Below are 22,968 nucleotides of genomic sequence, written 5' to 3'. Positions count from 1 at the left end.
CTTTCCACCGATGCGATGCCGATAAATGTTCAATTCTTAACAAAAAATCGCGGAGTGACCCATTTCTTGAATTTTTTGACATGGCGATCTCGACAAGTTTAGTGTCCCCCTACCCGGCGTCATGCCACAACAAAACGGCAGGCTATCCGCCCGCCGCCAGGCACGCCGGGGTGGCCATCAGGCATCGCGGCCAGCTCATTCACCATTTCCTTAACCGATACCCTGGAGCAGAAATGAATTTACGTTTGACAATAGTTGCCGCATCCATCGCCGCCCTGCCGCTGATGGCCACCACGGCAGACGCCGCCACGCCGCTGCCACAGACCTTGATGGCCGCCCCGGTCGCCCTGGCTTCTCCACAAGAGACCGCCAGCTTGGTCAACAAGCTGGCCGCGCAGGCGCGCAGCCGTGGCCTGAATACCGAACATGGCTTTGCCGTCGGCACCCAGCATCCTGGTGTCAGCGGCACGCGCGTGAGCCGCGTACAGCACACCTACAAGGGCTTGCCCGTCTTCGGTTCCGAAACGGTCGTGGTCAGCAACAGCGCCGGCGACATCGTCAGCGAATCCGTGTCGGACCGCGCGTCCGGCCTCGGTAGCGGCGGCGTCAATTCCGTCACCCGCAGCGCCACCACCGATATCGACACCACGCCCGCCATCAGCGCGGCAGCCGCCATCGCCGCCGCCGTGAATAACATCGGCGTGCGGGCCGTCGACCACGTGCCGCCGCATGCGCAGCTGCTGATCTATCCCGTCATGAAAACCGTGCGCGTGGCCGGCGCCGAGAACAAATCGGAAGCCGCGCTGAACGCCCTGGATGTGCAGGACGTGGTCGACCATTACGAGCTGGCCTACCTGGTGCAGACGCGCATGATCAGCGGTAACAAGCCGGTCTACTACGACACCGTCGTCAGCGCCAAGGATGGCCGCATCCTGCGTCAATGGAAAGCCCTGAAAACCGTGGCCGGCATCGGCAACAGCCAGTACAACGGCCAAGTGCCGCTCAACACCACGCTCACGGGCAGCACCTACACCATGAAGGACCCGAGCCGCGGCACGGGCGGCAGCTTCGGCGGCATGGCCATCACGAATGCCAACCACGGCACCAGTTCGGGCAGCGTGTACAGCAGCACCAGCAATACCTGGGGCGACGGACAGCAATACATCAACGGCGGCAGCACCACCAACGCCAACGGCCAGACGGCGGCCGTGAACGCGATGTGGGGCTTGATGAATACCTACGACACGCACAAGAATGTGCTGGGCTGGTCCAGCCTGGACGGCAACAACACGGCCACCCACATCGCCGCCCACGTCAACACGGCCTACGACAACGCCTACTACGACAGCAGCTGCAAGTGCATGTACATCGGCGACGGCGGCAGCTCGTTCAACAACCTCGGATCCATCGACGTGATCGGCCACGAAATGGGCCACGGCATCACGGACGCCACCTCGGGCCTGATCTACTCGCAGGAGTCGGGCGGCTTGAACGAATCGAGCTCGGACATCGCCGGCGAAATGGTGGAAGCGTATGCGCGCGCCGGCGGCACGGGCACCACGATTCCCAACACGGGCAACGATTGGATGACGGGCAAGGAAATCGCCAAGAATGGCCAGCCGCTGCGCTGGCTGTACAAGCCGAGCAAGGATGGCAGCAGCCCGAATGCGTGGAGCAGCACCATCAAGAACCTCGACGTCCACTACAGCAGCGGCCCGAACAACCGCATGTTCTACTTCCTGTCGCAAGGTTCGAACTCCACGTCCAGCAGCGACTACTACAGCTCCTACCTGAACAAAAGCCCGCTGGCCATGACCGGTATCGGCAGCGACAAGGCTTACCGCATCTGGTTCAAGGCAGCCACCACCAAGTTCACCTCGTCGACCAACTACGCCGACGCGCGCAACAAGGTGCTGCAGGCAGCCGAGGAACTGTATGGCGTGGGCAGCGCCGAGTCTATCGCCGTCAAGCGCGCGTATGCGGCCATCAACGTGGGCGCCGACGTCGATGAATCGACGACGGGCGGCGCGGTGACGATCACCAGCCAGCCGGCCAGCATCACCGTCGCACCGGGCGCCACCGCCTCGTTCGCCGTGGGCGCGGGCGGCGGCACGACACCGTACACCTACAAATGGTTCCGCAACGGCGCCGTGATCAGTGGCGCCACGTCGCCGGCCTACAGCTTCACGGCCGTAGCGGCCGACAGCGGCGCCGTCTTCAAGGCCACAGTGACGGATTCCTCGTCGCCCGCCGTGACGGCCACGTCGAACAACGCCACCCTGACGGTCGGCACGAGCAGCGCCACCGAGCGCGTGACGAACGGCGGCTTCGAGTCCGGCGCCACGGGCTGGAGCGGCACCACGGGCGCCATCGGCACCTTCACGGGCCAAACCGCGTACGAAGGCACGAAGTACGCCTGGCTGGGCGGCAATGGCACCACGGCCAGCGAATCGCTGACGCAAAGCGTGGCCATTCCGGCCGCCGCCACGTCCGCCAGCTTGAGCTTCGCGCTGCATATCGACACGGCAGAAACGGGCAGCACCGTGTACGACAAGCTGGTCGTCACCGTGAAGAACAGCGCCGGTACGGTGCTGGGCACCCTGGCCTCGTATTCGAACGTGAACAAGGCCGCCGGCTACCAGATCCGCACCTTCGACCTGATCGCCTACAAGGGCCAGACCGTGCAGATTTCGTTTGCCGCTACCGAGGATGCATCGCTGCAAACCTCGTTCGTGATCGACAAGGTCAGCCTGGTTACCCAGTAAGCGGCTGAATTGCGGGCAAGCCATCGATACAAGGCTTGCCCGCACGGCACGATTGATTTCCTGGCAATTCCAGTCTACCCTGAGGCAGTGATTGCCTCTTGCCTGCTGCCGGTACCCGCGACGAATTGAACTTTTTTTGGATTGTTCCTGACCGATGCCTACTTCGACCTTGTCCGCACGCGCTGTCCCCTTTTCACATCACCCCATTTTCACGCCCCAGGCCCTCGCCATGCTCGCCTGAGCCGACGATGCAGTTCCACCTCCAGGTGCAGGGCCCGGCGGGCAGCCAGGCGCTGGCCATCGACGCCGCCAGCGAGGCCGAGGCGATCCGCGCGGCCGTGCGCGGCGGCTGGCGCGTGCTGGCCGTCGACGCTGGCGCCACGTCAGACACGGGCGCCGCGGCGCTGCGTCCCGGCAAGCAGGGCCTGCCCCTGCTGCAATTCAGCCAGGAGCTGCTGGCCCTGCTCGAAGCGGGCCTGAACCTGGGCGAGGCCATGGCCACCCTGCACAACAAGGAAACGCGCGCGGGCGCCAAGGCCACCCTGGCCGCCATCGTGCTCACCCTACAGCAGGGCCTAAGCTTTTCCGACACCCTGGCCGGTTTTCCCGACATCTTCCCCGACATTTACATCGCCACCGTGCACGCGGCCGAACGCTCGGGCAACCTGCCCGAGGCGCTGGCGCGCTTCGTCGCCTACCAGCTGCAGTTCGACGCCATCCGCAAAAAACTCATTTCCGCCGCCATCTATCCGTGCATGCTGCTCGTCGTCGGCGGCCTCGTGACCCTGTTCCTGCTCGGCTACGTAGTGCCCAAGTTCAGCGTCGTCTACGAAAGCTCGGGCCGCGAGATCCCGTGGATGTCGCAAATGCTGCTCGGCTTTGGCCAGACCCTGGCCGCGCATCCGCTGCTGTGCGCCGGCGCGCTGGCTGCCGTGGTCGGCGCCGTGGTCTTCGGCATCGCCAACCGCGCCATGCGCATGGCGCTGGTGCTGCGCCTCTTGCGCCTGCCCGTGCTGGCAGCAAAGGCGGCGGAATTCCGCCTGGCCCGCTTCTACCGTGCCCTCAGCCTGCTGCTGCACGCCGGCATCCCGCTGCACAAGGCGCTGGCCATGGTCGGCCCCATGCTGCTGCCGGCGCAGCAGGAGCAGCTGGCGCAGGCGCGCCGCGCGGTGCAGGAAGGCATGCCGTTTTCCACCGCCTTGGAACAGGCCGGCATGGCCACGCCGGTGGCGCAATCGCTGCTGAAAGTGGGAGAGAACACGGGCCGACTGGGCGACATGCTGGAACGCTCGGCCAAGTTCCACGACGAGGAATTCGCCCGCTGGGTGGACTGGGCGTCGCGCCTGCTCGAACCGCTCTTGATGACCATCATCGGCGTCGTCATCGGCGGCGTGGTGGTGCTGATGTACATGCCGATCTTTGAACTGGCCGGGAGCTTATCGTGAGGAGCATGCCATGAACGCACGCGACGAAGAACGGGCCGTGCTCGATGCCGCCATGCTGCGCCGCGCCCACGCCAGCGCGCTGGAACAGGGCCGCCCGCAGATGGCCGTGCTGCAGGAAACGGCGGCCCTGCCGCCCGAAGTCTTTTTGCGCCAGCTGGCCGCCCTGTTCCGCTACCCGGCCTGGACGATGGCCGAGCTGCAGGCCGCCTTGCCCGCCTTTGGCCTGCTGCCCTACACGGATTGCGCCCAGCGCGACTGCGTGCTGCTGCAGCCTGGCGTTCCCGGCGCGCCGCCCGTGCTCGTCATCGGCAACCCGTTTGCCGAAGACTTGCTGCAGTGGGCCGACTTCGCCCTGTCCACACCGTTTACGGTGGCGCTGGCGCATCCGGACGATCTGGCCGCCTATCTGCTGCAGCAGGAAAGCGTGCAGCAGGCGATGCAGGAAATGCAGCATGGGGACGATGTGCCTGGCCTGGACCAGAGCATCGAAGACATCTCGCTGATCCGCATCAGCGAGGACAGCAGCCCGGTGGTCAAACTGGTGAATTCCACCATCTACGACGCCCTGAAATTCCAGGCCAGCGACATCCACCTCGAATGCGACGTGGCCAGCCTGGTCATCAAATACCGCGTCGACGGCGTGCTGGTGCAGGCGGGCCAGGTGCAGGGGCTGGCGATGGCCGAGCAGATCATCTCGCGCATCAAGGTCATGGCCGATCTCGACATCGCCGAGCGGCGCGTCCCGCAGGATGGCCGCTTCAAGGTGCGTGTAAAAGGGGCGGAGATCGATTTTCGCGTTTCCATCATGCCCAATATCTTTGGCGAAGACGCCGTATTGCGCCTGCTGGACCGGCGCGCGCTGACGGAGGCGGCGCAGGCGCTGCGCCTGGAAAGCCTGGGCCTGAACGAGGACGCCATCGAGCAGATCCGCCGCCTGGCCGCCAAGCCGCACGGCATGCTGCTGGTGACGGGGCCCACGGGTTCCGGCAAGACCACCACCCTGTACGCGGCCATCACGGAAATCAATACGGGACGCGACAAGATCGTCACCATCGAAGACCCCGTCGAATACCGCTTGCCGCGCGTGCTGCAGATTCCCGTCAACGAAAAGAAGGGGCTGACGTTCGCGCGCGGCCTGCGTTCCATCCTGCGCCACGACCCCGATAAGATCATGATCGGTGAAATCCGCGACGATGAAACGGCGCAGATCGCCGTGCAAGCCGCGCTCACGGGCCACCTGGTGTTTACCACCGTGCACGCGAACAACGTCTTTGATGTGGTGGGCCGCTTCCTGCACATGGGCGTCGACGCCTACAGCTTTGCGGCGGCCCTGAACGGCATCGTGGCGCAGCGCCTGCTGCGCCTCAATTGCGCCCATTGCGCCGTCGACGCCAGCGCCGAAGTGCTGGCCGATGCGCAGCAATTGCGCGACAGCGGCCTGGCCCTGCACCAGGTGCAGGACTGGCAGTTCATGGCCGGCAAGGGTTGCGGCCACTGCCGCGGCACCTGCTACAAGGGCCGCAAGGCCGTCGCCGAAGTCTTGATGCTCAGCGACGCGATGCGCGAAATGATCTGCACGCGCGCGCCCCTGAGCCAGATGAAGGAAGAAGCGGCGCGCAACGGCTTTCGCCTGGCGCGCGAAGCGGGCCTGGACTTGGTGCGGCGCGGGGAAACCACTTTAGCGGAGCTCAATCGTGTCACTTATTGAACACCTTGCCCGCGCCACCGTGTGCCTGCACCTGGCGCCGCACGGGCTGCACGGCGTACTGCGCCGCGCCGGCCTTCCCGTGGCGGACAGCGCCTTCCACCTATCCATTGCGAATCCCGACGCCAGCTGGGAAGTGGCGCTGGCGGCCCTGCGCGGCTGGCTCGAACAGCATAGTGAAAAAAAACTGCCGCTGGCCGTCAGCCTGGCCAGCCGCTGGTGCGCCATGCAAGTGGTGCCGTGGAGCGGAGCACTGCTCGACCGGGCCAGCGCACAGCGCTTCCTGCATAGCCAGTTCGCCGCCGTCTACGGCGATGGCGCGCGCGCCTGGCGCCTGGCCGCCGACGACGCGCCCTATGGCAAGCCGCGCCTGGCCTGCGGCATCGATGCGGCTCTGCTGCAAGGCGTGCAGGATGCGGCGGCCGCGCATGGCAGGCGCTGCCTGTCCATCGAACCGATCGCCGGACCGGCCTGGCGCAGCATCGCCGGTGCCAAGCCCGACGCCTTCGCCCTGGTGGAAGCGGGACGGCTGCTGCTGGCAACGGCGAGCGGCGGGCGCATCACGGCCCTGCACAGCCAGTCCTGCGCCGCGGACTGGGGCGATGAACTGGACCGGGCCTGGCGGCGCTGGAACTTGCGTGCGCCACAGCTTGACGCCATCGACCAGGTGGCGTTGATCGACTTGAGCGGCGTGCCGCAAACGAACGTGCCGGAACGCTTCGTGCCCGTCGCCGTGGCCAGCGGCGCCCACCTGATGCGGGAGGCCGCATGGGCCTGAGCCGCCTGGAGTTCCTGCCGCCTGGAGCGGCGCAAACCTTCAAGGGCTGGCGCCTGGCCCTGTGCCTGGCGGGCGGCTTGATGCTGCTGCCGGCCGCCGTGTACTGGCTGGTGCAGACGCAGGAAACGCGGCGCCTGGAAGCGCAACTGGCGCAGCTGCAGCCCGCGCGTCCCGAGCGCGCGCCCCTCTCGGCGAGCCAGCAGCGCGAACGCGACCTCGAACTGAAACAGGTGGCTGCCGCCGTGCGCCAGCTTAACCTGCCCGTCACCCGCCTGGTCAAGACGGTGCAGGCGCCGCGCGACGTGCGCGTGGCCCTGCTGGGGCTGGACCTGAACGCGCAGCAGGGACAGGATGGCGCCAGCGTCCTGAAGATCGCCGCCGAAGCGGAAACGCCGCAGGACATGCTCAATTACCTGGCCTTCCTGAACCAGCAACCGATGTTCAGCTCCGTGTATCTGCTCAAGCACGAGATGAACGCGAACACTCCGGAACACCCTTACCGTTTTCAGCTGGAGGCGCAATGGCGGCAATAAAACCCGTGTTAAAAGCCGGCACGCCCGTGGCCCGCGCGCGTCTGCAGCTGCACGTGCCTCCGCGGCTGGCGTGGGAAGCCGCGCGTCTGTGGCGCATGCTGGGCTGGCCCAGCGCCATCGGTGCGGCCTGTCTGGCGCTGGCCGCTTTCGCCGTGCAGCAGGGCGATGCATTGGCCGGACGCCAGCAGCAATTGCGCGCGCAGCTGGCCATGATGGCGAGACAGGCGGCGCTGCCGTCGGCACCCGTCACGCTCGATGCGGATGCCGACAGCCTGGCCGCCTTTCACGCCTACCTGCCCGCGCATGACAGCATTCCCGACCAGTTGAAAGCCTTGCTGGAAGTGGCGCAAAAGAGCGGCGTCACCCTGGCCAAGGCCGACTACAAGCCGCAGGAAGACGGCAACACGGCCTTTTTGCGCTACCAGATCACCCTGCCCGTCAAGGCCGAATACGCGCAGCTGCAAACCTTTATCGTCGACGCCCTGCAGGCGCTGCCCACCCTGACCTTGGACTCCGTGCTCTTCAAGCGCGAGCAGATCGAGGCGGGCGAGATCGACGCGCGCATCCAGTTCATCCTGCTGGTGAAGAAGGCGGAGGTGCGCCGATGAAAAAAGCCGTACTGGGAGGCGCCGCCGTGGCGACCTTGCTGACCGCCCTCTTCGCCCCCGAGGACGAAGGCAGCATCGTGGGACCGGCCACGGCCACGCCGCGCCAGGTGGAGCGGGTGGCGCCGCCCCCTATCATCGTCGCCACTGCCGCTGCTGCGCAAACGAATCGCGCACTGGCCATCGAACCGCGCCGTGGACTCGACGACGAGGAAGCGGCCAGCCTGTTCGCCAAGCAAAGCTGGCAACCTGAGACGCCGAAAAAAATCATGCTCGACCAGCAGGCGGCCCAGGCCGCGCTGCCCGCCGCCCGCGTCGATGCGAACGCGCCGCCACCGCTGCCATTTCAATTCCTGGGCCGCTTTGTCGACGAAGGCAAGGCGGCCTACTTCCTGCAAGCGGGCGAACGCAACGTGGTGGCGCGCCCCGGCGACACGCTCGAAGAGCGTTACCGCTTCGACGGCGTGGTGCAAGGCGCCCTGCAATTTACCTATCTGCCGCTCAACCTGAAACAGACACTCGCCGTAGGGGACCTCAATTGAAACGACGCGCCGCACGTATGTCTCGTAATCTCATCACCCTGCTGCCGGTGCTGTCCCTGCTGGCCGCCTGCGCCGGCAACCAGGCCTATAACGATGGCCAGGCCATGCTGGGCGCGGGGCGCACGGAACAGGGACTGGCCCTGCTGGAACAGGCGGCGCAGGCCGAACCGACCAACGCCAAGTACCGCATCGCCGTCACCAACGGCAGGATGCGCGCGCTGAACAATCTGAATGGCCGCGCCGAGGCGCTGCGCCAGCAGGGCAAGCTGCCCGAAGCGCAAGCGCTGTACCAGCAGGCCTTGGCGCTGGACGCCAGCAACGACGTGGCGCAGCGGGGCCTGGCCGGCGTGGCGCAGGATGAACGGCACCGCAAGCTGGTGCAGGAAGCGCAGGCCAGCTACCAGCGCGGTGGCGAAGCGAATGTCGCGCAGGCGCAGGAAGCCTTGCGCCAGGTGCTGCAGGAACGCCCCGCGCAGCGCGAGGCGCTGGCCCTGAAAAGCCGCATCGGCGAAGCGTCGTCGAAAAGCCTGCCGGCCGGCGGCAAGCTGGCGGCCGCCTACAGGAAACCCGTCACCCTCGAATTTCGCGACGCGCCGCTGCGCTCCGTGTTCGATTTCATCAGCAAAGTGTCGGGCCTGAACTTCGTCTTCGACAAGGAAGTCGACCCGGCCCTGCGCGCCACGATCTCCGTGCGCGACACCAGCATCGAAGAGGCGATTGCCATGCTGCTGGGCGCCAACCAGCTGGAACAAAGCGTCACCAGCGACAAATCGATCACGATCTATCCGAACACGCCGCAAAAGGTGAAGGATTACCAGCAGCTCGTCGTGCGCACTTTTTTCCTCGCCAATGCCGACGTCAAGACGGTGGCGTTTTCCATCAAGACCCTGCTCAAGGCCAAGGACGTCGTCACCGATGAACGCCTGGGCATCATCATGCTGCGCGATACGCCGGAAATGGTGCGCATGGCCGAGCGCATCATCAATGTGCAGGACCTGGCCGATCCGGAAGTGATGCTGGAAGTCGAGGTGCTGGAAGTCAAGCGCACGCGCCTGATGGAACTGGGCGTGCGCTGGCCGGACCAGGCCAGCCTGACCTTGGCCGGCGTTGCAGGCAGCACGGGAGGCCTGGGCGGCCTGAAAGTGGCGGACCTGCACCGCATCAATGGCGACAATATCAACCTGGGCATCGGCGGCGTCACCCTGAACGCCAACAAGACGGACAGCGACAGCAATATCCTGGCCAATCCGCGCATCCGCGTGCGCAACAAGGAAAAAGCCAAGATCCTCATCGGCGACCGCGTGCCCGTCATTACCGTCACGACGAATAACGGCGTCAGCTCCGACAGCGTCAACTACATCGACGTGGGCCTGAAACTCGACGTGGAACCGAACGTCTACCTGGACGACGAGGTGGCCATCAAGATCAACCTGGAAGTGTCAAACGTCGTCAAGGAAGTCATCAGCAAGACGGGCACGCAGGCTTACCAGATCGGCACGCGCAGCGCGTCCACGGTCCTGCGCCTGAAGGATGGCGAAACGCAGGTGCTGGCCGGCCTGATCAGCGATGAAGACCGGGGTACGGCCAACAAGGTGCCGGGCGTGGGCGAACTGCCCGTGCTGAACCGTTTGTTCGGCAGCCAGAAGGACGACGCCATGCGCAGCGAGATCGTACTGTCGATCACGCCGCGCCTGCTGCGCAGCATCCGCCGCCCGGACCTGATGACGGCCGAATTCAACTCGGGCACCGAAGCATCCGTGGGTGGCCGCGCCAGCGTGGGCGGCTCTCCCGAGGCGATCGCCGCGCCCGAGCAGGCCGCGCCACGCGCCGGCTCGCCCATGACGGGCGGCGACGAGGCGCCTGCGGCTGGCGAAAAATCAGGCAAGGGTGGCCAGTGAAACCAAGGGGATTTACCTTCATCGAGCTGATGATCACCCTGGCCATCATGGCGACCCTGGCCACGGTGGCCGTGCCGATGGCGCAGGTGGCCTTGCAACGGGCGAAGGAACAGCAATTGCGCAGCGCCCTGATCGAGATGCGCGAAGCGATCGATGCCTACAAGCGCGCTTCGGACAATGGCCGCATCAAGCTGGCGCTGGGCGCCTCCGGCTATCCGAAAAAACTCGAGGAACTGGTCGAGGGCGTGCCCGACCAGCGCAGCCCGTCCAAGCAAAACATCTATTTCCTTCGCCGCCTGCCGCGCGACCCGTTCCAGCCCAGGGAAGAAGGCAGCGCCGCCGACAGCTGGAGCAAGCGCGCCTATGCCTCGCCGCCCGACAACCCCAGCGAAGGCGAAGACGTGTTCGACGTCGCCTCGCGCTCGACCAAGGCAGGCCTGAACGGCGTGCCGCTCAATCAATGGTGAACCCGATGCCTGCCTCCTCTCTACGTCGCGGCTTTACCCTGGTCGAACTGCTGGTGGTGCTGGCGATCATCTCGCTGCTGCTGACGATCGCCATCCCCCGCTATTTCGGTTCCGTGGAAAAATCGAAGGAAGTCGCGCTGAAGGAAAACCTGCAAGTACTCAGGAGCGGCCTCGATAAATACTATGCCGACAAGGGCGAGTATCCGGCCGCGCTGGCCGACCTGGTGACCCACCATTATTTCCGCAGCGTGCCGCTCGACCCCGTCACGGAGTCCGCCGTCACCTGGCAGCTGATCCCTTCGCCCAATGGCGAGATCGGCGGCGTGGCAGACGTGCGCAGCGGCGCCAAGGGCAAGACGCGCGAGGGCATCCCCTTTGAGCAGCTCTAGTTTTCAACGCCGCGCACAGGGCTTCGCGTATATCTGGACCCTGATGCTGGTGGCCTTCATGGGCGTGGGCCTGGTACTGGCCAGCGAATTGCATGCCACGGCCGCGCGGCGCGACAAGGAGCGCGAGCTGCTGTTCATCGGCCATGAATTCCGCAATGCGCTGGGCCGCTACTACGACAGCACGCCGGGCGACGGGCGGCCCCGCTATCCATTGACCCTGCAGGAACTGCTGCGCGACCCGCGCTTCGCCAACGCCCGACGTCATCTACGCCGCGTGTATGCGGATCCCGTCACGGGCAAGGCGGAATGGGGTCTGCTGCGGCAGGAGGGACGCATCGTCGGCATCCATTCGCTGTCGCCGCAGCTGCCCATCAAGCAGGACAATTTTCTCGATGAAGACGCGAGGCTGCGCCGCAAGCAGCGCTACGCGGACTGGCACTTCACGTATCCGCACGACCTGGTGCTGGCCCCGCCCGACGCGGCCGGCGGCGCGCCCGGGCTCAAGCCGAAAGGCGCGAACTGATATCATGCCCGCATTCCATATTCAGCATCGAGCAAAGGAGCAGGCATGAGCATAGGTGGCACATCCATCGAACAGGCATTGGCATCGCTGTCGGACATGACGGGCGGCATGGTCGCCATCGGCAAGGACGAACATGCGCAACGCATCGCCAGGGCGCAAGCGTTCATGCGCCAGCAGGGCATCGCCGCGATCTACCTGAACGCGGGCGCCAACCTCACCTATTTCACGGGCACCAAATGGTATGCCAGCGAACGCATGGTGGGCGCCATCCTGCCGGCCAATGGCGACATCGAATACATCGCTCCCGCGTTCGAGGAAAGCACCTTGCAAGGCTTCATGCTCATTGAAGGCCGTGTCAATTGCTGGGAAGAGCATGAAAGCCCGTACCAGCTGTTCGTCGACGTGCTGGCGCGCATAGGGATAGCGCAGGATGCGGCGGCGCCGCCGCGCGTGGGCATCTGCGAAAGCGCCGCCTTCTTCATCTACGATGGCATCAAGCCGCTGGCCCCCGGCTATGCGCTGGAAAACGCGCGCACCGTCACGGCGTACTGCCGCAGCCGCAAGTCCCCGGCGGAAATCGCCCTGATGCAGCGCGTGATGGACATGACCCTGGCCGTGCACGTGGCCACGGCCAGCATGCTGGTCGAAGGCATCACGACAGTGGAAGTGGAAGAATTCATCCAGCGCGCGCACCGCAAGGTAGGCGCGCCCCGCTCGTATTTCTGCATCGTACTGTTCGGCGAGGCGACGGCCTATCCGCATGGCGTCAACTATGTGCAAACCCTGAAAGCGGGCGACACGGTGCTGATCGACACGGGTTGCCAGGTGATGAACTACATCTCCGACATCACGCGCACCTATGTGTTTGGCGCCATTAGCGAACGCCAGCGCAGCGTGTGGAACAGCGAAAAGGCCGCGCAGGCCGCCGCCTTCGCTGCCGCCCGGCTAGGCGTGCCCTGCGGCGACGTGGACCGCGCCGCGCGCGTGTCACTCGAAGCGGACGGCTACGGCCCCGGCTATAAGCTGCCGGGCCTGCCGCACCGCACGGGCCACGGCATTGGCCTCGATATCCACGAGTGGCCCTACCTGGTGGGCAATGACACGACGCCGCTCGACGTGGGAATGTGCTTCTCGAACGAACCGATGATCTGCATCCCGGGCGAATTCGGCATCCGCCACGAAGACCATTTTTACATGACGGAAAACGGTCCGCGCTGGTTCACGCAGCCCGCGCACAGCATTGATGATCCGTTCGGGCTGCGGGCTTAAGCAGCCTTCGTTAACGCCAGCCGCCGTGCCGCCGGCACGGTGGCAGCCACTGGCGCGCCTCCCCGCGCCAAGTTGCGCACTTCGGATGCCACCGCGGCATATCCGGCATCGAATTCCCCGCCCAGCTACGCGTCATGCTCATGCTGGCCGGGAATGGCTGCAAAGACGGCCAGTTTCTCATGCAGCTTGACGGCCTGCCGCCTCCTGGTGCGGCGATATTACCAATAAATATAAATTAACTTTCAAATAATTAATTTACATTTTTACCACATTCTGATGTAATGGCCATCCAGGGAGAAAATATGGCCAAGATACGCGTGATTCAATTTCATCCTTATGATCCAACCCACCCCAATGTGGGCGGCATAGGCAGCATTATTCGCGCACTGATTAAATTTGCACCGCACGACTTCGATATCTATTTCGTCGGCGTCAGCGTCGATATTCAGCTCCACCCGGTCGGCCGCTGGCAACAGTTGGAACTGGATGGACGCAGCTTTCATTTCCTCCCGGTGATGGAGGCCCCTATCGGCCGGCGCGAAAAGATACCGCGCACGCTGAAATTCGCCTGGGCCTTGTGGCGTCATCGCGCGCAAATTGATTTGCACGGCGCCCTGCTGGAATTTCACCGGATCGAGCCCAGCGCCGTATTCTGGCTGGCGTCCAACCATAAAATTCTGTTCCTGCACGGCCATCACGGGAAAGACTATTACAATCCAAAATCAGAAGTGAAATGGTCACGCTTCCCGGCCATCTATTTTTGGCTCGAACGCCATTTGATCGCACGGATCAAGCAGGTCTATATCGTCAGAGCCGACGCGGTCACGCATTACCAACAACATTATCCGGCCATGCGCGATTGCATTCAATTCATTCCCACCTGGGTCGATGAGACGGTCTTCCATCCGTTGCCGGTGAGCGGACGCCGGCAGTTGAAACAGCAATTCGCCCGCCAGCACCAATTTGACCGGGGCAAAAAAATACTGCTGTTCGTGGGGCGCTTTGTCGGTCAAAAAAATCCGCTGTTATTGTTACAGGCATACCAGGAATTCAAACGCCATCGCGACGACACCATTCTGATCATGATAGGTGTGGGCGAGCTGGAATCGGACATGCGACGCTTTATCCTCGAGCAAGGGCTGGGGGCAGACGTTCGCATACTCGCTCCCCGTTCCCATCAGCAGATTTCAGAATGGATGAATGCCGTTGATTGCCTTTGCCTGTCATCGGCCTTCGAGGGTATGCCAGTGGTTCTCCTGGAAGCCCTCTATTGCGGCGTGCCGGTGGTCAGCACCGATGCTGGCGAGGCAGCCCGCCTGATTCCCAACGACAACATCGGGCGCCTCGTGCGCGAGCACGCACCCCTGCCCTTCATGCTGGCGATCATGCAGATTTTGTCGCAGCCGTCGGATCCTTGGGCCTGTCAGCAGCAGGCAGCTCCGTACACGGCCCAGACGATACTGCATAGGCTACACTCGCGCTACCGCGAGCTGGTTGAAAGCGTCGGCGCAAAGCCGCCGTCAGCGGCCGCTCGATAAGCAGGTACGCCACATACCCCAGACCGATGGCACCCAGCAGTACCAGCAGATAGGTGCAGCGGGGGCCGAGCAGCGCCGCCAATTGGCTCTTGATCAGCAGCTTCAGCAGCAAGCCCTGGAGCTGCTCGTGGATCAGGTAAATGGTATACGAGGCATTTCCCAGCGCGACCAGGACGGTTGGCACGCGGATATATTGTGCCGTCTCCAGCTTGGCCGCGCCGGCCAGCAAGAAAGCAAAGCCCAGTATCAGTAGCAGATACGATAATTCTTGGGGCAGTGGCGCGACCAATAATGCGGCTGCCGATATCCCGCTCCCCACCGCCAGCTCGATCCAGCCGCGCCCGCCGCGCCGGTATAGGTAGAAGGCCCCCATGCCGAACAGGAAATACAAATTATAGGCAGCAGTATAAACATTGCCCGCGCTGCGCTGCGCTACAGCCGGATAGTTATAGTAAATAACGCTGAACAGGGCGACCGCTGCAAATCCCGCCATGCCCAGGCGCCGGTTAAGAATCAACAGCGAAAACATCGCATAAAAAGCCACTTCATGAAACAAACTCCAAGCCACCGTCAATGGCGGTACGGCAGCGGTGAATCGTATCAAGGTCAATGATGTTAGCCAATCGGCCCAGCCAGAGGGAATGCGCGCATCGGTGCCCAGGCCGGCAGCCACCAGCAGGCAAAATGGGACGGTATATAGCCAATAAATGGGATACAGCCGAATAAAGCGCCGGAAGATAAAGGGCCGCCACGCCGACGGCTGGCCTATCTCGTGGTAATGGGCAAATAGAATAATAAAGCCGGAAAGGACAAAGAAAAACCGTACCCCGCCGATGTGGCGTGTCCATTCATAAAAAACCGGCTCGCCACCGTAACGCGGCACTCCCATGGCGATCGACAGATGAAAGGCGGCGACACTGATGGCCGCCAGCGCCCTCCCAGCTTGTAGTATTTTTAGCATTCCATAATATTAACATTTAATATTTTTAAATCATCTGTAAATCGCCGTGCGCGAAAAAAAAACGCCGCCCGCGCGAAGATCGCGGGCGGCGCCGTTCACGCCAGTGCTGCGGCAGACGCTTATTCGCGCTTCGACACCAGGGTCAGGATGTCATAGCTGGCCACCAGTTCCTCGTTCTGGTTCGTCACCTGCACGTCCCACGCGACCACGCCCTGGCCCACGCCAAACACGTCCTTGCGGTTGCGGTCGACCTTGCGCTTGCACGTGAGGCGGGCGCGGATGGTGTCGCCAATCGCCACCGGCGCGACGAAGCGCAGGTTGTCCAGGCCATAGTTGGCCAGCACGGGACCGACACCGGGCGAGACGAACAGGCCGGCGGCGGCCGACAGCACGAAATAGCCGTGGGCGATGCGCTTGCCGAACTGCGATTCCTTGGCCGCGATTTCATCGAAGTGCATGTAGAAGAAGTCGCCCGAGATGCCGCCAAAGGCGACGATGTCCGCTTCGCTGACGGTCCGGCGGTGCGTGAGCAGCGAGTCGCCCGTCTTCAAGTCCTCGAAGTGCTTGCGGAACGGGTGGATCGGGCTTTCATTGACATCCGCGCCGCGTACGTATTCACCGGTGATGGCCGCCAGCATCGTCGGCGAGCCTTGCACGGCCGCCCGTTGCAGGTAATGGCGCACGGCGCGCACGCCGCCCAGCTCCTCGCCGCCGCCCGCGCGGCCAGGGCCGCCGTGCTTCAGTTGCGGCAAGGGAGAACCATGCCCCGTCGAATCGACGGAAGCGACGCGCTCGAGCACGTGCACGCGGCCATGCGTGGCCGCCACTTGCGGCACCACGCGCGCGGCGATCTTCGGATCGCGCGTCACCAGGGTGCTCACCAGGCTGCCCTTGCCGCGCGCGGCCAGGGCCAGCGCTTCGTCGATATCGTGGTAACCCATCATGGTGCTGACAGGGCCGAACGCTTCCACGTCATGCACGGCGTCGTTGCCGAAGGCGTCGCGGCACATCAGCAAGGTCGGCGAGAAGAAGCTGCCATCCAAGGCGCCATCGCCCAAAGGATTGAAACCGTCGGCCGCGCCGAACACCACCTCGTTACCCTGCGACAGGGTGGCGACACGTTCGGCCACGTCGTTCTGCTGCTCTTTCGACGCCAGCGCGCCCATGCGCACGCCTTCGATGGACGGATCGCCCACCACCACCTTGGCCAGGCGCTCGCGCAGGCGCGTGCCGACGGCGTCCATCAGATGCTCGGGCACGATGATGCGGCGAATCGCCGTGCACTTCTGGCCCGACTTGCCCGTCATCTCGCGCACGACTTCCTTGACGAACAGGTCGAATTCCACATCGTCTGGCGTGACGTCCGGCGCCAGGATGGCGCAGTTGAGCGAATCGGCTTCGCCGTTGAAGGGCACGGACTGGCCGATCAGGTTGGGATTCGTGCGCAGCTTGGCGGCGGTGGCGGCCGAACCCGTAAACGTGACGAAATCCTGGCCGTTCAGGCGGTCCAGCAAGTCGCCCGTGGAGCCGATCACCAGCTGCAAACTGCCGGCCGGCAGCAAGCCCGATTCATGCATCATGCGCACGACGGCCTGCGTCAGATAGCTCGTCGCCGTGGCCGGCTTGGCGATGCAGGGCATGGCCGCCAGGAAGCTGGGCGCGAATTTTTCCAGCAAGCCCCAGATGGGGAAGTTGAAGGCGTTGATATGCACGGCCAGGCCGCCGCGCGGCACCAGGATGTGCGTGCCGGCGAAACCGCCCTTCTTGCCTAGCGCGATGGCCGGGCCTTCGTGCAGCACGTTCGACGACGGCAGCTCGTTGCTGCCCATGCTGGCATAGGCGAACAGGGTGCCCGTGCCGCCTTCGATATCGACCCAGCTGTCGGCGCGCGTGGCGCCCGACAGATGCGAGATCGCATACAGCTCTTCCTTGCGCTCGACCAGGTACAGGGCCAGCGCCTTCAGGCGCGCGGCGCGCTGCTGGAAGTCCAGCGCCATCAGGCCCGACACGCCCGTCTTGCGCGCATAGGTGACGGCTTCGTCGAAGTCGATCTTTTCCGCATGCGTGTGATAGATGACGCGGTTGTTCAAGGCGCTGTGCAGGGGCACGGCGGCGCTTTCGCCCAGCCAGCGGCCGGCGATCAGGCTTTGCAGGGTGGATATTTGAGCCATGTGGTTTCTCCGTTAGGGGTCAGACCCGTCGGGTCTGACCCCAGCATTTAAAGGGTTAAAGGTTACTGCGCCGCTGCGTTCTTGTGCAGGTGCAGCGGCAAGGCGGATTCGAAATTCAGGCGCTGGCGGTTCGCCTCGACTTCCGTCAGGGCTTCCACCTCGCGCATCGTCTGCATGGAGCGCACGGCCAGTTCGTGGTACTGGCCCGTGCCCGAGCTTTTCCATTTGATTTCATCGTCGGTCAGTGCGCGGATGATCTTGGCGGGCGTGCCGACGACCATGCTGCGCGGCGCGACGATCATGCCCGCCTTGACGAAACTCATGGCAGCGACGATGGATTCCTCGCCGATGACGGCGTTGTCCATCACCACGGCGTTCATGCCGACGAGCGCATTGCGGCCGATGCGGCAGCCGTGCAGCACGGCGCCGTGGCCGACATGGCCGTCGACTTCGACCACCGTGTCGCAGCCGGGAAAGCCGTGCATGACACACGTGTCCTGCAGGTTCGCACCTTCTTCCAGTATCAGGCGGCCGAAGTCGCCGCGGATCGAGGCCAGCGGGCCAATATAGCAGCGCGGCCCGATGATCACGTCCCCGATCAGCACCGCCGACGGATGCACGTAGGCGCTGGGGTGGACGACGGGGGTGACGCCGTTGATTTCGTAGACTTTGACCATATTGCTCTCCAAAACATTATTGCCAGCCGTAGCGGCTGATGTCGGATTACGCGCAAGCGCTAATCCGACCTACGTCATCACATACCCAAGTAGGCGCTCTGCACCTGCTCGTTATGCAGCAATTCAGGACCGGGCCCGGACAAGGTGATGGCGCCCGTCTCGATCACATAACCCACGTCGGCGATCGACAGGGCCGCATGCGCGTTCTGCTCGACGAGGAAGATGGTGATGCCCTGGTCGCGCAGTTCGGCCACGATGCGGAAGATTTCCGCGATCAGGAGCGGCGCCAGGCCCATGCTCGGTTCGTCGAGCAGCAGCAGTTGCGGACGGCCCATCAGCGCGCGCGCCATGGCCAGCATCTGCTGCTGTCCGCCCGACAGCGTCCCGGCCAGCAGCAAGCGCTTTTCCTTCAGGATCGGGAACAGGCCGTACATGCGCTCCATGTCACCGGCCACGTCTTGCGGCGGACGGGTAAACGCGCCCAGGCGCAGATTGTCTTCCACCGTCATGGGGCCGAATACTTGGCGCCCTTCCGGCACCTGGCAGATGCCGGCGCGCACGCGCTTGTCGGCGCTCATGCGGCTGACGTCCTGGCCGGCGAAGGCGATACTGCCGGCGCTGATCGGCTGCACACCGGAGATCGCCCGCAGCAGGGTCGTCTTGCCGGCGCCATTCGCGCCCACCAGCGCCACCAGCTGGCCCTGGCGCACTTGCAGGTCGATGCCGTGCAGGGCCTGGATGCGGCCATAGTGGCTAGTCAATCCCTGGATGTCGAGCACCAGCGGTGTCTGAGGTTTTTCCATCTTCATCATGCCGCCACTCCCAGATAGGCCGCCACCACGTCGGGGTTCGCGCGCACTTCGGCGGCGGTCCCTTCGGCCAGCTTCTTGCCATAGTCGAGTACCAGGATATGGTCCGACAGATTCATCACCAGTTTCATGTCATGCTCGACCAGCACCACCGTCACGCCCGATTGCGCCACCTTGCGGATCAGGGCTTCGATCTCGCCTGTCTCCGTGTGGTTCAAGCCGGCCGCCGGTTCATCGAGCAGCAGCACCTTCGGCTTGGCCGCCAGCGCGCGGGCGATTTCCAGGCGCTTCAATGCGCCATACGACATCTGCCCCGCCTCGTCATCGACATGCCGGCCCACGCCGACGAATTCCATCAGGCTGGCCGCTTCATCACGGCAGGCCGCATCGGCGCGACGCACGGACGGCAAACGCAGCATGGAGGCGAACAGGTTCTGGTTCAGCCGCAGATGCGCGCCCACCATCACGTTATCGATGGCCGTCATGTTCATGCACACCTGCAGGTTCTGGAAGGTGCGGCTCATGCCGCGCCGCGCCAGCGCATCGGGCGACATGGCGGCCACGTTCTCGCCATTGAGCAAAATTTCGCCCTTGGTCGGCGTATAGACGCCGGTGATCAGGTTAAACAGAGTCGTCTTGCCTGCGCCGTTCGGCCCGATCACGGAGTGGATATTGCCTTCCTTGACCGTAAAGCTGACGTCCTGCACCGCGTGCACGCCGCCGAAGCTCTTGCTCAGCTTGTTAATTGTCAACATCTCAGACCTCCTGTGCAGATTTAGGCGGTGCTTTCGGCGTGGCTGCCCGCTTGCGCGAACGGCTGGCCAGGCTCGGTACCAGGCCTTTCGGCATGAAGATCATGGTGGCCATCAGGATCACGCCAAACACCACCGTTTCCCAGCCTTCAAAACTGGACAGCAGCTGCGGCAGAATCGTCAGCAGCGCCGCACCGATGATGGAACCGAAGATCGACGCCATGCCGCCCACCACCACCATCGTCACCAGCTCGATCGAGTGGAAGAAGCCGGCCAGGTTGGGCGTGATGAAACCGATGTAATGGGCGCTGATACTGCCCGCGATGCTGGCAATGACGGCCGACAGCACGAACACGCGCACCTTGAAGCGCGTCGTATCGACGCCGACGACGCGGGCCGCCACTTCCGAACCGTGAATCGCCTGCAGCGCGCGCCCGACAGGCGAGTCGATCAGATTCAACGCCAGCCATGTGACCAGCAGCAGCAATACGGCGCACACCAGGTACCACGATTTTTCACCGGCGATTTCCAGGCCGGCGACACTGAAGGCGGACACGCCGATGCCGTCCGGGCCACCCGTCCACTGCGTCTCGTTGTTGATGACGATGGAAATGATGATGCCCAGGCCCAGGGTCGCCATGGCCAGCGTATGGCCCTTGAGCTTCAAGACGGGGCGGGCCAGCAGCAGTGCCAGCAGACCAGTCGCGACGGCGCCGGCGGCCAGCGCGGCCAGCGGCGGCCAGTTGTAGTGCGTGGTCAGCACGGCCGACGCATACGCGCCCAGGCCATAGAAACCCGCGTGACCGAGGCTGATCTGGCCCGTGTAGCCCATCAACAGGTTCAGGCCGATGACGACGATGGCGTTCAGCGCAATGCGGATCGCCACGTCATAGTAGAACGCGTTGGTGAGGAACAGGGGCAGAATGGCCAGCACGAGTGCCAGCACCAGCAGGCCGCCATGGCGCGAGCGGGTAAATAAATTCTTCATACACGCTCCGAATTTTTAGCGCCGAACAAGCCTTGCGGCAGGAAGAACAGGATCAGCAGGATCAGCACGAAGGGCACCGCGTCCTTGTAGGCCGACGAGATGTAGCCGGCCGTCATGGCTTCGGCGATGCCGAGGATCAGGCCACCGGCAATCGCGCCCGCGCCGCCACCGAGGCCACCGAGAACAGCGGCGACAAAGCCTTTCAGGCCCAGCATGATGCCAGCGTCGTAGGACGTGTAAGTGATCGGTGCGACGAGGATGCCGCCCGCAGCACCCAGCAGGGCCGACAGGCCGAACGAGAACAGCAGTACCTTGCGCGTGTTGATACCCACCAGTTGCGCGGCCAGCTTGTTGTGCGAGGTGGCCAGCATGGCCTTGCCCATCAAGGTGCGGCCGAAGAACCAGCCCAGCACCAGCACGATGACGACCGTCACGCCCAGCACCCACAGGCTTTGCGGCAGCAGGCTGGCGCCCAGGAATTCGATCGGCGCATCGCCGGAAAACGCTGGCAGTGAGTGCGTATCCTTGCCCAGCCAGATTTGCACAAGGCCGCGCAGCACGAGCGAGGCGCCGATGGTGATGATCAGCAGCGTGATGACCTGCGCATTTTGCGCCGGCTCGATCACGGTTTTTTCCATCAGCAGGCCAACGATACCGGTGGCGATGACGGCCAGGATGATGGCCAGCGGCAGCGGCACGCCGGCGGCCGACATCACGGCGGCCAGCATCCCGCCCAGCATGATGAATTCGCCCTGGGCGAAGTTGATCACGCCGCTGGTGTTGTAGATGATGGTAAAGCCCAGCGCCGCCAGCGCATAGGCGGAACCGACCGTCATCCCGGAATACAGAAATTGTAGAAATTGTGCGACTTCCATGGTGTCTCCAATATGTTCGGCGATGCGCGGGCCGCCTTCGAGGGCGGCCTCGCGCAGGTACTTCCGGCTTACCTTGTTTCGAACATCACTTCGACAATTGCCATTCGCCGTTCTTCACTTCGACCATGCGGAACGCCGACAGATCCAGGCCCATGTGGTCTTTGGCCGACATGTTGAAGACACCGGTGGTACCCACAAAACCCTTGGTCGATTCCAGCGCCGCGCGCACTTTTTCGCGGTCCGTGCCGCCGGCGCGCTTGATGGCGTCCACCGACAGGTTCAGGGCGTCGAGCGCATAGCCGCCGAAGGTCGATGGGTCGATCTTGTAGCGGTCTTTATACGTCTTGTCGTAGCCGACGACGACGGCCTTCTGCGCGTCGCTGTCGGGCAGCATGGCACCGATCAACAGGGCCGGCGTTGGCAGGCGCACGCCTTCGGCGGACTTGCCCGACAGTTTCAAATACTCATCCGACGCCACGCCATGCGACTGGTACAGCGGCAGCGCGGCCATGCCCAGCTGGCCATAGTTCTTCGTCACGACTGCCGGGCCCTGGCCCAGGCCAAACACGAAGACGGCTTGCACGCCCTTGGTATTCTTGATGCGCGTGAGCTGCGCCGTGATGTCCGTGTCTTTCGGGCCGTAGGTTTCATCGGCCACCAGGGTGATGCCGTATTTGGAGGCGACAATTTGCGATTCCTTGCGGCCCGAGGCGCCAAAGCCGCTCGTTTCCGACAGCAGGCCCACCTTGCTGATGCCGCGTTTCTTCATGTCCTCGAACACCTTCTCGGCCGCCATGCGGTCCGTGTGCGGTGTCTTGAAGACCCATTTCTTGACCGGGTCGATGATCACCACGGCGCCCGCCAGCGAGATGAACGGCATGCTGGCGCGCTCCACCAGCGGCGCCATCGCCATCGTCGCACCCGTGGTCGTGCCGCCGATCAGCACATCGACCTTGTCGGACTCGATCAACCGCTTGGTAAAGCCGTTGGCCTTGGCAGCATCGCTGCCGTCGTCGTAATGCACGAGTTCCAGCTTGCGTCCCAGGACGCCGCCGGCTGCGTTGATCTTCTCGATATACAGCTGCAGGGTTTTCAGTTCAGGGTCGCCCAGGAAGGCGGCAGGTCCCGTGACGGACAGCACGGAACCGATCTTGATGTTCTCGGCCGCATACGCACCCGCTGCGGACATGGCCAGCACGCCGGCGATCAGGGTTTTCTTGAAGATATTGGCAATCATTATGGTCTCCACCAGGTTGGCACTACGGTCAATTTTGGTTG

The 22,968-nt window shown here is 63.9% G+C and carries 20 protein-coding genes and 1 pseudogene; 13 read left to right on the top strand and 8 right to left on the bottom strand.

Features of this window, described 5'->3' with window-relative positions; all coding sequences use genetic code 11:
• The first annotated feature begins 233 nt into the window (after nt 1-233).
• The 13 genes and pseudogenes from JAB6_RS01735 to JAB6_RS28285 all read left to right on the top strand — a co-directional run.
• Nucleotides 234-2,765 carry a M4 family metallopeptidase gene (locus tag JAB6_RS01735; RefSeq protein WP_070301151.1) on the top strand — a complete coding sequence of 844 codons (2,532 nt, stop codon included), beginning with the start codon at nt 234-236 and terminating at the stop codon, nt 2,763-2,765.
• Between the two features lie 248 nt (nt 2,766-3,013).
• Nucleotides 3,014-4,210 carry a type II secretion system F family protein gene (locus tag JAB6_RS01730; RefSeq protein ID WP_070301150.1) on the top strand — a complete coding sequence of 399 codons (1,197 nt, stop codon included), beginning with the start codon at nt 3,014-3,016 and terminating at the stop codon, nt 4,208-4,210.
• 10 nt (nt 4,211-4,220) lie between these two features.
• On the top strand, nt 4,221-5,918 hold the full coding sequence (locus tag JAB6_RS01725) for a GspE/PulE family protein (protein WP_070301149.1): 1,698 nt from the start codon (nt 4,221-4,223) through the stop codon (nt 5,916-5,918).
• A complete protein-coding gene (locus tag JAB6_RS01720) occupies nt 5,905-6,693 on the top strand; it encodes a hypothetical protein (protein ID WP_139143246.1) in 789 nt (262 codons plus the stop codon). Before JAB6_RS01725 ends, JAB6_RS01720 begins: the two co-directional genes overlap by 14 nt.
• Nucleotides 6,684-7,226: a hypothetical protein gene (locus tag JAB6_RS01715; protein WP_070301147.1), complete on the top strand. Its 543-nt coding sequence runs from the start codon at nt 6,684-6,686 to the stop codon at nt 7,224-7,226. The genes JAB6_RS01720 and JAB6_RS01715 overlap by 10 nt, the downstream gene beginning before the upstream one ends.
• Entirely contained in the window at nt 7,214-7,834 is a 621-nt protein-coding gene (gene pilO, locus JAB6_RS01710; RefSeq protein WP_070301146.1) for a type 4a pilus biogenesis protein PilO, read from the top strand. Before JAB6_RS01715 ends, pilO begins: the two co-directional genes overlap by 13 nt.
• Complete coding sequence (locus JAB6_RS01705; RefSeq protein ID WP_070301145.1) at nt 7,831-8,373, top strand: hypothetical protein; 543 nt, start codon at nt 7,831-7,833, stop codon at nt 8,371-8,373. Before pilO ends, JAB6_RS01705 begins: the two co-directional genes overlap by 4 nt.
• A 17-nt stretch (nt 8,374-8,390) precedes the next feature.
• A complete protein-coding gene (locus JAB6_RS01700; RefSeq protein ID WP_070301144.1) occupies nt 8,391-10,271 on the top strand; it encodes a secretin and TonB N-terminal domain-containing protein in 1,881 nt (626 codons plus the stop codon).
• Entirely contained in the window at nt 10,268-10,738 is a 471-nt protein-coding gene (locus tag JAB6_RS01695) for a type II secretion system protein (RefSeq protein ID WP_302622637.1), read from the top strand. The genes JAB6_RS01700 and JAB6_RS01695 overlap by 4 nt, the downstream gene beginning before the upstream one ends.
• A gap of 5 nt (nt 10,739-10,743) precedes the next feature.
• Nucleotides 10,744-11,127 (top strand): type IV pilin protein, encoded by a 384-nt coding sequence (locus tag JAB6_RS01690; RefSeq protein ID WP_139143245.1) that lies wholly within the window; start codon nt 10,744-10,746, stop codon nt 11,125-11,127.
• Complete coding sequence (locus tag JAB6_RS01685) at nt 11,114-11,650, top strand: type II secretion system GspH family protein (protein ID WP_070301141.1); 537 nt, start codon at nt 11,114-11,116, stop codon at nt 11,648-11,650. The genes JAB6_RS01690 and JAB6_RS01685 overlap by 14 nt, the downstream gene beginning before the upstream one ends.
• A gap of 45 nt (nt 11,651-11,695) precedes the next feature.
• Nucleotides 11,696-12,919, top strand: a complete 1,224-nt coding sequence (locus JAB6_RS01680) for a Xaa-Pro peptidase family protein (RefSeq protein WP_070301140.1) — start codon at nt 11,696-11,698, stop codon at nt 12,917-12,919.
• Nucleotides 12,920-13,200: 281 nt separating this feature from the next.
• A pseudogene (locus JAB6_RS28285) lies at nt 13,201-14,295 on the top strand (glycosyltransferase family 4 protein); the annotation flags it as partial.
• Nucleotides 14,296-14,302: 7 nt separating this feature from the next.
• Here JAB6_RS28285 and JAB6_RS29640 read toward each other — a convergent pair.
• The 8 genes from JAB6_RS29640 to JAB6_RS01630 all read right to left on the bottom strand — a co-directional run bounded on the left by JAB6_RS29640 (nt 14,303) and on the right by JAB6_RS01630 (nt 22,927).
• Complete coding sequence (locus JAB6_RS29640) at nt 14,303-15,418, bottom strand: acyltransferase (protein WP_070301137.1); 1,116 nt, start codon at nt 15,416-15,418, stop codon at nt 14,303-14,305.
• Nucleotides 15,419-15,537: 119 nt separating this feature from the next.
• Nucleotides 15,538-17,589: a phenylacetic acid degradation bifunctional protein PaaZ gene (gene paaZ / locus JAB6_RS01660; RefSeq protein ID WP_070301136.1), complete on the bottom strand. Its 2,052-nt coding sequence runs from the start codon at nt 17,587-17,589 to the stop codon at nt 15,538-15,540.
• A gap of 62 nt (nt 17,590-17,651) precedes the next feature.
• A complete protein-coding gene (gene paaY / locus JAB6_RS01655; protein ID WP_070301135.1) occupies nt 17,652-18,266 on the bottom strand; it encodes a phenylacetic acid degradation protein PaaY in 615 nt (204 codons plus the stop codon).
• Between the two features lie 77 nt (nt 18,267-18,343).
• Nucleotides 18,344-19,075 (bottom strand): ABC transporter ATP-binding protein, encoded by a 732-nt coding sequence (locus JAB6_RS01650; protein ID WP_070301134.1) that lies wholly within the window; start codon nt 19,073-19,075, stop codon nt 18,344-18,346.
• Nucleotides 19,075-19,830, bottom strand: coding sequence for an ABC transporter ATP-binding protein (locus JAB6_RS01645; protein WP_070301133.1), 756 nt, complete (start codon nt 19,828-19,830; stop codon nt 19,075-19,077). The genes JAB6_RS01650 and JAB6_RS01645 overlap by 1 nt, the downstream gene beginning before the upstream one ends.
• A 1-nt stretch (nt 19,831) precedes the next feature.
• Nucleotides 19,832-20,815, bottom strand: coding sequence for a branched-chain amino acid ABC transporter permease (locus tag JAB6_RS01640; protein WP_070301132.1), 984 nt, complete (start codon nt 20,813-20,815; stop codon nt 19,832-19,834).
• Complete coding sequence (locus tag JAB6_RS01635; RefSeq protein WP_034780386.1) at nt 20,812-21,690, bottom strand: branched-chain amino acid ABC transporter permease; 879 nt, start codon at nt 21,688-21,690, stop codon at nt 20,812-20,814. Before JAB6_RS01635 ends, JAB6_RS01640 begins: the two co-directional genes overlap by 4 nt.
• Nucleotides 21,691-21,775: 85 nt before the next feature.
• On the bottom strand, nt 21,776-22,927 hold the full coding sequence (locus tag JAB6_RS01630; RefSeq protein ID WP_070301131.1) for an ABC transporter substrate-binding protein: 1,152 nt from the start codon (nt 22,925-22,927) through the stop codon (nt 21,776-21,778).
• Nucleotides 22,928-22,968 lie beyond the last annotated feature (41 nt).

It is taken from the genome of Janthinobacterium sp. HH104 (assembly GCF_001758715.1).
In the GTDB taxonomy this organism is placed as follows: domain Bacteria; phylum Pseudomonadota; class Gammaproteobacteria; order Burkholderiales; family Burkholderiaceae_D; genus Janthinobacterium; species Janthinobacterium aestuarii.
This window is presented reverse-complemented; position numbering and strand designations above follow the sequence as displayed.

Excerpts from the sequence above, each read along its gene's own strand:
- JAB6_RS01735 (WP_070301151.1), top strand. The coding sequence starts at position 234 with ATGAATTTACGTTTGACAATAGTTGCCGCATCCATCGCCGCCCTGCCG.
- JAB6_RS01730 (WP_070301150.1), top strand. The coding sequence starts at position 3,014 with ATGCAGTTCCACCTCCAGGTGCAGGGCCCGGCGGGCAGCCAGGCGCTG.
- JAB6_RS01725 (WP_070301149.1), top strand. The coding sequence starts at position 4,221 with ATGAACGCACGCGACGAAGAACGGGCCGTGCTCGATGCCGCCATGCTG.
- JAB6_RS01715 (WP_070301147.1), top strand. The coding sequence starts at position 6,684 with ATGGGCCTGAGCCGCCTGGAGTTCCTGCCGCCTGGAGCGGCGCAAACC.
- pilO (WP_070301146.1), top strand. The coding sequence starts at position 7,214 with ATGGCGGCAATAAAACCCGTGTTAAAAGCCGGCACGCCCGTGGCCCGC.
- JAB6_RS01705 (WP_070301145.1), top strand. The coding sequence starts at position 7,831 with ATGAAAAAAGCCGTACTGGGAGGCGCCGCCGTGGCGACCTTGCTGACC.
- JAB6_RS01700 (WP_070301144.1), top strand. The coding sequence starts at position 8,391 with ATGTCTCGTAATCTCATCACCCTGCTGCCGGTGCTGTCCCTGCTGGCC.
- JAB6_RS01690 (WP_139143245.1), top strand. The coding sequence starts at position 10,744 with ATGCCTGCCTCCTCTCTACGTCGCGGCTTTACCCTGGTCGAACTGCTG.
- JAB6_RS01680 (WP_070301140.1), top strand. The coding sequence starts at position 11,696 with ATGAGCATAGGTGGCACATCCATCGAACAGGCATTGGCATCGCTGTCG.
- JAB6_RS29640 (WP_070301137.1), bottom strand. The coding sequence starts at position 15,418 with ATGCTAAAAATACTACAAGCTGGGAGGGCGCTGGCGGCCATCAGTGTC.
- paaZ (WP_070301136.1), bottom strand. The coding sequence starts at position 17,589 with ATGGCTCAAATATCCACCCTGCAAAGCCTGATCGCCGGCCGCTGGCTG.
- paaY (WP_070301135.1), bottom strand. The coding sequence starts at position 18,266 with ATGGTCAAAGTCTACGAAATCAACGGCGTCACCCCCGTCGTCCACCCC.
- JAB6_RS01650 (WP_070301134.1), bottom strand. The coding sequence starts at position 19,075 with ATGAAGATGGAAAAACCTCAGACACCGCTGGTGCTCGACATCCAGGGA.
- JAB6_RS01645 (WP_070301133.1), bottom strand. The coding sequence starts at position 19,830 with ATGTTGACAATTAACAAGCTGAGCAAGAGCTTCGGCGGCGTGCACGCG.
- JAB6_RS01640 (WP_070301132.1), bottom strand. The coding sequence starts at position 20,815 with ATGAAGAATTTATTTACCCGCTCGCGCCATGGCGGCCTGCTGGTGCTG.
- JAB6_RS01635 (WP_034780386.1), bottom strand. The coding sequence starts at position 21,690 with ATGGAAGTCGCACAATTTCTACAATTTCTGTATTCCGGGATGACGGTC.
- JAB6_RS01630 (WP_070301131.1), bottom strand. The coding sequence starts at position 22,927 with ATGATTGCCAATATCTTCAAGAAAACCCTGATCGCCGGCGTGCTGGCC.